Genomic DNA, 6809 nt, shown 5'->3' on the forward strand with positions numbered 1-6809 from the left:
GGTCATGCCGCAGGCGAAGGGCCCTTGAGTTCTACGCGGTTTCCGTCCGGATCGTGCAGATACAGGGACGGACCGTCGCCCTGAGCACCGTAGCGGTGCCGAACGGGCAGTTCGAGCTCGAGACCAAATTTCTGCAAGTGCGCAATCAGAGCGTGCTCGTCGAACGGAGCTATTCGCAGGCAGAAATGATCAAAGTTGGCCTGGTGTTGATCGACGTGGGTGCCGCCGCCGACTGGGCCGTTGATATCGAGAAGGTCGATCATAGACGAGCCAGCCCGCATATGAACCATTCCATATTCGGGACGCCGACGATCCAACGTGCAGCCGATTACGTCCCTGTAGAACGCAATGCTGCGCTCCAGATCGGACACACGAAGGACGACATGGTCGATCGCATCGAGATTGAATGGATAGTCGGACATATCTCAAGCCCTTTGATATTTGATGACCGATTATATCGCATTATCAATTCTGATGGAAATCACATTTCATCATAGTTATCATTCGTCATATGGATGAATTGAGACGCATTGACCTCAATCTGCTCGTAACGTTGCAAGCGTTGCTCGCAGAGCGACACGTGACGCGGGCTGCCGTCAGGCTCAATAAGAGCCAGCCTGCCGTCAGCCATGCTCTGGCGCAGTTGCGAAAGCATTTCGACGATCCGCTGCTGGTCCGCCGGGAGAAGGGGCTGACGCTGACGGCCAAAGCACAGCAACTTGCGGAGCCGCTGGATCAGGCACTTGATGGCCTCAATTGCTTGCTTGCCATGCCGGACTTCGATCCTTCAAAGGCCAGCCGTCGCTTTCGGCTCGCCCTGTCAGATTATGCAGCACGCATCATGTTGCCGCACCTTGCTCGTCATCTGCGTAGCGCTGCCCCGGGCATTGATCTGGCCGTCAGCCAAGGCAGTAGTCGCGAAGCGCTCATAGGCCAGCTTGTAGATGGTGAAATCGATTTGGCCCTCAGCATCTTTTCGGATCTGCCGCCTGATATTCGGGCCGAAACGCTGTTTGAGGAACACTTCGTCAGCATCGCCGACAAGACCAGTCTTCCACAGGCAGGCTCGCTCCTTCTTGAAGATTGGCTGAGCAGGCCACATGTCATGCTCGCCCTTCGTCCTGACGCCGTCGACGAAATCGATCGCGCCTTGTCCACGATGGGGTTAGAGCGACGCATCGCGCTGGCTCTGCCGCACTGGTCGGCTGCCGTGGACCTTCTACCCGGTACGGACCTGATCCTGACAATTGCAAGCCGTGCGGTCACGTCGGTGAAGCCACACGACGATTTACGACTGTTCGTACCCCCTTTCCGGATTCCAAAGGTCGATTACAGGCAAGCATGGCATGTCCGAAGGGAAAGTGATCCCGCGCATCGCTGGTTACGGCAAGTGATTCTTGCTTGCGCGCGCAATACTGGGCCTGGAGAAGGGCCGGCAGCTTGATAGCTGCCCGGACGATCATGCAATACGCCTTTCGCGGATCATCAGTAGCGACCAATCGTTAAAGTTGTCGCGTCTGGCAAACGCTGCTTTTCGAGACAACATGGCCGGTCAGGCCGGGAAAACCGCCCTTTCCCGCCCTGGCGTCTGAAAACCCATCTCGGAATCTATGTCGCTAAAACGGGTGAATTGTTACCTTGGTTTTGCCTCTGCTGACGGCGCGAGCATGTCACCTGGTTTTCTTTCACGCATCACGATTAGCTTCTTGGCCGGAATATCGAGAATTATTTCAGCCCTTTCGAGCAAGCCCTGACCCAAAAGGCCATCTTGATTGCCGGGCAAAGGACCAGAGTTGTCAACTGGCGCTCCTTCAACAGTTGATCCTGCGAAGGTAATCCTATTACCCAGCGTGCGCCGAGTTGAAAGATTCGCACCTTCAATTCGGGTAGAGCTACCTTCTGTTGGTTGGCCATCATTTGGAAAAATACGATTCCATGCTGCGTCAGACAAAGTGACCACACCATTTGACCCTAGGTCAATTTGCAGACGTACCGGATGACCGTTTATCTCCGCTTCGATCTGATCTCCCGAAACAAGAGGAATTTCACGACTGTATGCGTCAGTTCGAGGTGTGGCACTGCCCGAGGGGACCAGCATCAGGACGTTACGAGATGGAACGATGGTAAGCGCTGAGTGCGCTATAACGTCCGCTCCCAGGACGGCATCGACCGGGTGCTTCATTTGTGCAGAGGCAGCCGATAAATCGATAACGCCGGTCGAAGTGGTGAAATTAAGCTGGTGAGGAACATCTATCGATACGCCCTCTGCCATCCCAAGCGGTAACTCGCCCGTGCCGGTCCGGGCTGCCTTGCCGGTTTCGCGGATTTTCAAACCGATACGGCGAGCAAAGCCAGCATCAAGGGCGGTATGGCTAGAGCCGTTGTCGAGTAGGATTGTTGCCGGTTCGCCGTTGATAGTGCCTTGAAAGAAGATCAGCCCCTGAAAGCGTTCAAATGGAAGCGGCGTCCAGCCCTCGCTACGACCAACATAAGCGATATTACTAACATAAGTGAGTGCCGCTTGTTGCTCTGTCTGCGATGGCGGTGGTCCGTTCTGTGCGACCGCAATGCTGCTAGTCATGCCCAGAGCGAGTGCGCTTGCAATAGGGAGGACGTGGGAGAACCGTGCATGGGTAGGCATTAGGATAAATTCTCCAAATATCTGTTATCCTATTGTAATCGGTCATACGACAATCAGGCGATAGCCGCCATTAGGCGCCCAGCGCTGGCGCACAGGACCAGCGGCCACCCTGCCAATGGAAGCTGACCCGCTGCGCGTTGTGGATCGCGGGCGGCTCGCCCTTGCGCCAGAAACCGAGCATCTTGCCCCGATCGTCCAGATGCGCGTCGGCGACGATCGCGCGCGCGGCCTGGATGAACTGCCCATGCCCGAACACATAGACCAGCGAGGCGGGCGGCATGGCGGCGAGCCGCGTCAGCGCCGCCTCGCAGCGCTGTAGCAAGGTGGCGAAGCTCTCCGCCCCTTCCCCGTCGCAATAATCAGGATCGGCCGCGTTCCAATAGCGTTCGAGGTGCGGCATCCGGTCGGCGCTGCGCGTGCCGTTCCAGCGCGCCGGCTGTAGATAGGTGAACTCTTCGATCGGCCAGACTTCAACCGGCACGCCGGGAAAGCGCGCGATCGTCGGCGCGGCCGTCTGCCGGGTGCGGGTATAGGGCGACGTGACGATGAGTGCGGGCGCTTGCGTCCAACTCGCCGCAACTTCGCGCGCCTGTTCCTGGCCCAGCTCCGTCAGCTCGATCGCGCCGAGATCATGGCACGGCACGCCGGCGTTGCCGGTGCTTTGGCCGTGGCGGATGAAAATCGCCCGCATGTGCGTCATCTATCCGAATACCTCGCTATGAGAGCCAAGGCGCGCGAGGCGCAGCGTTTCGTCATCGGGCTTGGCGTAGATCAGCACCAGGTCCGGCTTTATGTGGCAATCGCGATAGCCGGCCCAATCGCCGCTCAGATCGTGGTCGCGATATTTGGGATCAAGCGGCGTGTCGGTCGCGAGCGCGGCCAGGACGGACAGAAGATCGGCGTCGAGCGTGGCGCGATGCCGTCCCTTCGATTCCCGCTTGTAGTCGCGCTTGAACCGGGTCGAACGGTCAATCGTCCGCATGGAGGTCCGCCATCAGCGCCTCGACGCTGGCGAACTTGGTCCCCTTCCCCGCCGCCAGTTCCGCCATCGCCTCGCGCGTCGCGGCGTTCGGCACCTTGACCTCGAAAGGCAAGCGCCGTTCATCGGCGATACGCAGCATCAGCAGCCGGATCGCGTCGGAAATCGAAAGCCCCATAGCGCCCAGCGCGGCGGTGGCGCGCTCCTTCGTGGCATTGTCGATCCTGGCGCGAACATAGGTGTCGGAAACAGCCATTTGGATTTCCCTCTGAAAACGTAGTCCCAATGTAGTCACATAATCCGATTTTGGCAAGGCACAGGCGGTCATGCGCCTGCCGCTGGCGCGGCACCGTGGCTCTACTCGCTGCGCTCCCCAAGCCCGCAAGCGGTCTTGGCCCAAGGTGACGATCCACATGGCGGGCGAGATCGCTGCGCGGATCTCGCGTCATGGTGCCGGCGTGCGCCGGCGTCGATGTTCGTTTGAAGGGGGGAAAGGCGGTCCCGTCCGCCTCTCCGCCGCAACGGGATTAGACGGGGCCGTGCCTCGCTGCGCTGCGGCCGCACCACCCCCATCGAATCCCGCTGCCCCCCTCTCTCGCCGGCGTTCTTGGGCGTCCGTGTTCCGGCCGATGGCATGGCCATCGCCGGACAGGCGATTTGAAGGGAGTAAGGACGATGACCCACGAAACCCGCGAAAGCTGGCTCAATGCGGTGGCGCTGGGCATGGCCCCGCTGTTCGAGGCGCTGGACGCCCCCCTGCCCGATCGCGTGCGCGTGGCGATCGGCTTCACCAGCAGAGGCGCGAAGGCCAAGGCAATCGGCGAGTGCTGGGATAATCGGCTCAGCGCGGACGGGCATTTTGAAATCTTCATCCGGCCTGACCTGGCGCACGCGCCCGACGCCATGCCGGCGCAGATCGCGGCCATCCTCGCGCATGAGCTTGTCCATGCCGCCGTCGGCATCCCGGCAGGGCATGGGAAAGCGTTTAAACGGGTCGCGCTGGGGCTTGGCCTGGTCGGGCCGATGCGCGCCACCACCCCCGGCGAGGCGTTCCTTGCGGCCATCGCGCCAATCTTGGAGGGCGTCGGCCCCCTCCCCCATGCCCGTCTCGACACGGACGGAGAGTCGACCGCGCCCAAGAAGCAGAAAACCCGGATGCTCAAATGCGAGTGCGCGACGTGCGGCTATACCGTCAGGACCGCGCGCAAATGGCTTGAGCAGGCCGGAGCGCCGCTTTGTCCGATCGAGGATCACGGCCAGATGAGCCATGAGCCGCTGGACGATGACAGTGAGGATGAGGGCGGCGAGGACGGCTAGGCGCTCCGCCCCTTTCATCCGATTGCCGCTTGCGCTATGACCACATGCAAACATGCGGTCATGTAAGGATATTCACATGCCAACAATTGCGATAATTAGTCAGAAGGGCGGCGCGGGGAAAACCACCCTCGCCTTGCACCTGGCCGCCGCCGCCGAGGATTCCGGGCATACCGCCCTTGTGATCGACCTCGACCCGCAGGCGACGGCGAGCCAATGGGCGGCATGGCGCAAGGATGCGCCCCCGGTCGTGATCGACAGCGCGCCCCCTCGCCTCGCCGCGAAGATCGAGCAGGCAAGCGCGCAGGGCGCGGCGTTCATCGTGATCGACACCCCGCCCCATGCCGACAGCGCGGCCAGCGCCGCCGTCGAGGCGGCCGACCTGGTGTTGATCCCTTGCCGCCCCAGCGCGTTCGACCTGGCCGCGATCAAGACGACCGCCAGCCTTGTGAAGATGCGCGGCAAGCCCGCTTTCGTGATCTTCACGGCGGGAAGCCCGACCGCGCCGCGCATGTATGACGAGGCGGCGCAGCTCGTGCGGGATTATGGGCTGGACGCCTGCCCGCATCATGTCGCGGATCGCGCCGCCTTCCGCCACGCGGCGGCCGAGGGCAAGACGGCAATGGAGATCGAGCCGGACGGCAAGGCGGCCGACGAGGTGCGCCAGCTTTACAAGTGGACATGCGAGCATGTAAACATGCAAGCATCAGCGAAGAAGCGGAGGGCCAGCGCATGAGCAGCCGGAAAGGATCATTGCTTGCATTGCGGGATCGCGATGCAGTGCCGGCGACGGCCGAGCCGGAGGCGAGGGCAACGCCGGCGATCGAGCGCGGGGCAGGGGGCGGCACCGGCAGCAGCCCGGTTGCGCCGAGCCGTCAGGGCAAGAAGGCCATGACCGGCTATTTCAGCCCGGAAATGTCGTTCGCCATGCATATGACCGCCCGCAAGCACGGCATGAGCCTGCAAGACGCTATGGCTGAGGCGTTCAACGACTGGCTGCGCAAGATGGGGGAAAGCCCTGTAGGCAAGTGAGCATGTTCACATGCAAACATTTGGCGCTGGCGATGGCATTGACCGCGCTTGCGCTTGGGGGGTGCGGGGAATCCGCGCGAGAATCTGGCAAAGAGCCGGAACGCCGCAGTGATCCGATGGACTATTTCTATCGGCCCGCACACACTTGGAAGCAGGAATATCCTCTGATCCGCTGGCATGAGCGGGAGCCTGGCAGGTTGTTCGAGACGACCTTGCGGCCGACAGCAATGCAGGCCGCGTTTCCGACAGCCTATCTCTCCCGGATCACGCGCAACGATCAGGCGTGGGCGAAACGCATCTATGATGTGGTCTATGGCGGATTCTATCTTTCCGATTTCTCGCCACTTCCACCAGAAAAGGGAACCCGAGCGCGAAGTGATTTTGAGCGTAACGAAATCGCCTTTGAGATCGGCGGTTGGCAGCGATCGGGCGCTACCGACCCGCAAATGCTGGTCAAGCTTTACGAGGCCCGCATAGAAAAGCGCGGGCACCTTATGGTGCTTGTGACCGACAAAGGGCGCAGTTGGCATTACTTCACGGACCCGGCCGCGAGCGATCTGGACGGCCAAGCCGTTTCGGTCGAGTGCAATTTCATGTGCACTGCTCAACTGACCATCCCGCAGGAAATGGCGGGACTGCTACCCATGCGCGAGGGAGAGTTGCCGGGGCGCACGATCGGCGCGGAACTTGCGATTATCTTTCACCCCGACGACATAGACGACTGGCCCGAGATACGCAGGAAAGCGGTATGCTTCGCGGCGCTGTCCATCCGAAACCTTGATGGGGGCGTTTGCGGGAGGGGGCGGAATCCTACGCTAAGGATTTGGGCCAGCGATATTCCCC

Annotated in this window: 10 protein-coding genes; 5 read left to right on the forward strand and 5 right to left on the reverse strand. The window is 61.1% G+C overall.

The features are described 5' to 3' along the window. Window positions 1–2: 2 nt before the first annotated feature. The gene (locus NTCA1_RS24670) at window positions 3–422 is read right to left on the reverse strand and encodes a VOC family protein (protein ID WP_159832113.1); all 420 of its coding nucleotides are present in this window, start codon (window positions 420–422) and stop codon (window positions 3–5) included. A gap of 89 nt (window positions 423–511) precedes the next feature. On the opposite strand from NTCA1_RS24670, the gene NTCA1_RS24675 reads away from it, so the two are divergent. After that, window positions 512–1444 (forward strand): LysR family transcriptional regulator, encoded by a 933-nt coding sequence (locus tag NTCA1_RS24675; RefSeq protein ID WP_159832114.1) that lies wholly within the window; start codon window positions 512–514, stop codon window positions 1442–1444. 189 nt (window positions 1445–1633) lie between these two features. Here NTCA1_RS24675 and NTCA1_RS24680 read toward each other — a convergent pair whose 3' ends face one another. The 4 genes from NTCA1_RS24680 to NTCA1_RS24695 form a co-directional block, all read right to left on the reverse strand. Further along, complete coding sequence (locus NTCA1_RS24680) at window positions 1634–2581, reverse strand: pepsin/retropepsin-like aspartic protease family protein (protein ID WP_159832115.1); 948 nt, start codon at window positions 2579–2581, stop codon at window positions 1634–1636. 130 nt (window positions 2582–2711) lie between these two features. Further along, window positions 2712–3332: a histidine phosphatase family protein gene (locus NTCA1_RS24685; RefSeq protein WP_159832116.1), complete on the reverse strand. Its 621-nt coding sequence runs from the start codon at window positions 3330–3332 to the stop codon at window positions 2712–2714. Between the two features lie 9 nt (window positions 3333–3341). Beyond that, on the reverse strand, window positions 3342–3623 hold the full coding sequence (locus tag NTCA1_RS24690; protein WP_159832117.1) for a type II toxin-antitoxin system YafQ family toxin: 282 nt from the start codon (window positions 3621–3623) through the stop codon (window positions 3342–3344). Next, complete coding sequence (locus tag NTCA1_RS24695; RefSeq protein ID WP_004213356.1) at window positions 3610–3876, reverse strand: type II toxin-antitoxin system RelB/DinJ family antitoxin; 267 nt, start codon at window positions 3874–3876, stop codon at window positions 3610–3612. The genes NTCA1_RS24690 and NTCA1_RS24695 overlap by 14 nt, the downstream gene beginning before the upstream one ends. 419 nt (window positions 3877–4295) lie before the next feature. Between NTCA1_RS24695 and NTCA1_RS24700 the strand changes: the two genes are divergently transcribed. From NTCA1_RS24700 to NTCA1_RS24715, 4 genes are all read left to right on the forward strand, one after another. After that, window positions 4296–4937 carry a transcription elongation protein SprT gene (locus NTCA1_RS24700; RefSeq protein WP_159832118.1) on the forward strand — a complete coding sequence of 214 codons (642 nt, stop codon included), beginning with the start codon at window positions 4296–4298 and terminating at the stop codon, window positions 4935–4937. Between the two features lie 76 nt (window positions 4938–5013). Further along, the gene (gene parA / locus NTCA1_RS24705; RefSeq protein ID WP_159832119.1) at window positions 5014–5670 is read left to right on the forward strand and encodes a ParA family partition ATPase; all 657 of its coding nucleotides are present in this window, start codon (window positions 5014–5016) and stop codon (window positions 5668–5670) included. Continuing rightward, window positions 5667–5966, forward strand: a complete 300-nt coding sequence (locus tag NTCA1_RS24710) for a ribbon-helix-helix domain-containing protein (RefSeq protein ID WP_159832120.1) — start codon at window positions 5667–5669, stop codon at window positions 5964–5966. Before parA ends, NTCA1_RS24710 begins: the two co-directional genes overlap by 4 nt. A 2-nt stretch (window positions 5967–5968) precedes the next feature. Beyond that, the coding region (locus NTCA1_RS24715; RefSeq protein WP_159832121.1) for a hypothetical protein at window positions 5969–6809 on the forward strand (841 nt) is incomplete at its 3' end.

Origin of the sequence: Novosphingobium sp. TCA1, from assembly GCF_009811895.1 — a bacterium.
Lineage (GTDB): Bacteria > Pseudomonadota > Alphaproteobacteria > Sphingomonadales > Sphingomonadaceae > Novosphingobium > Novosphingobium panipatense_A.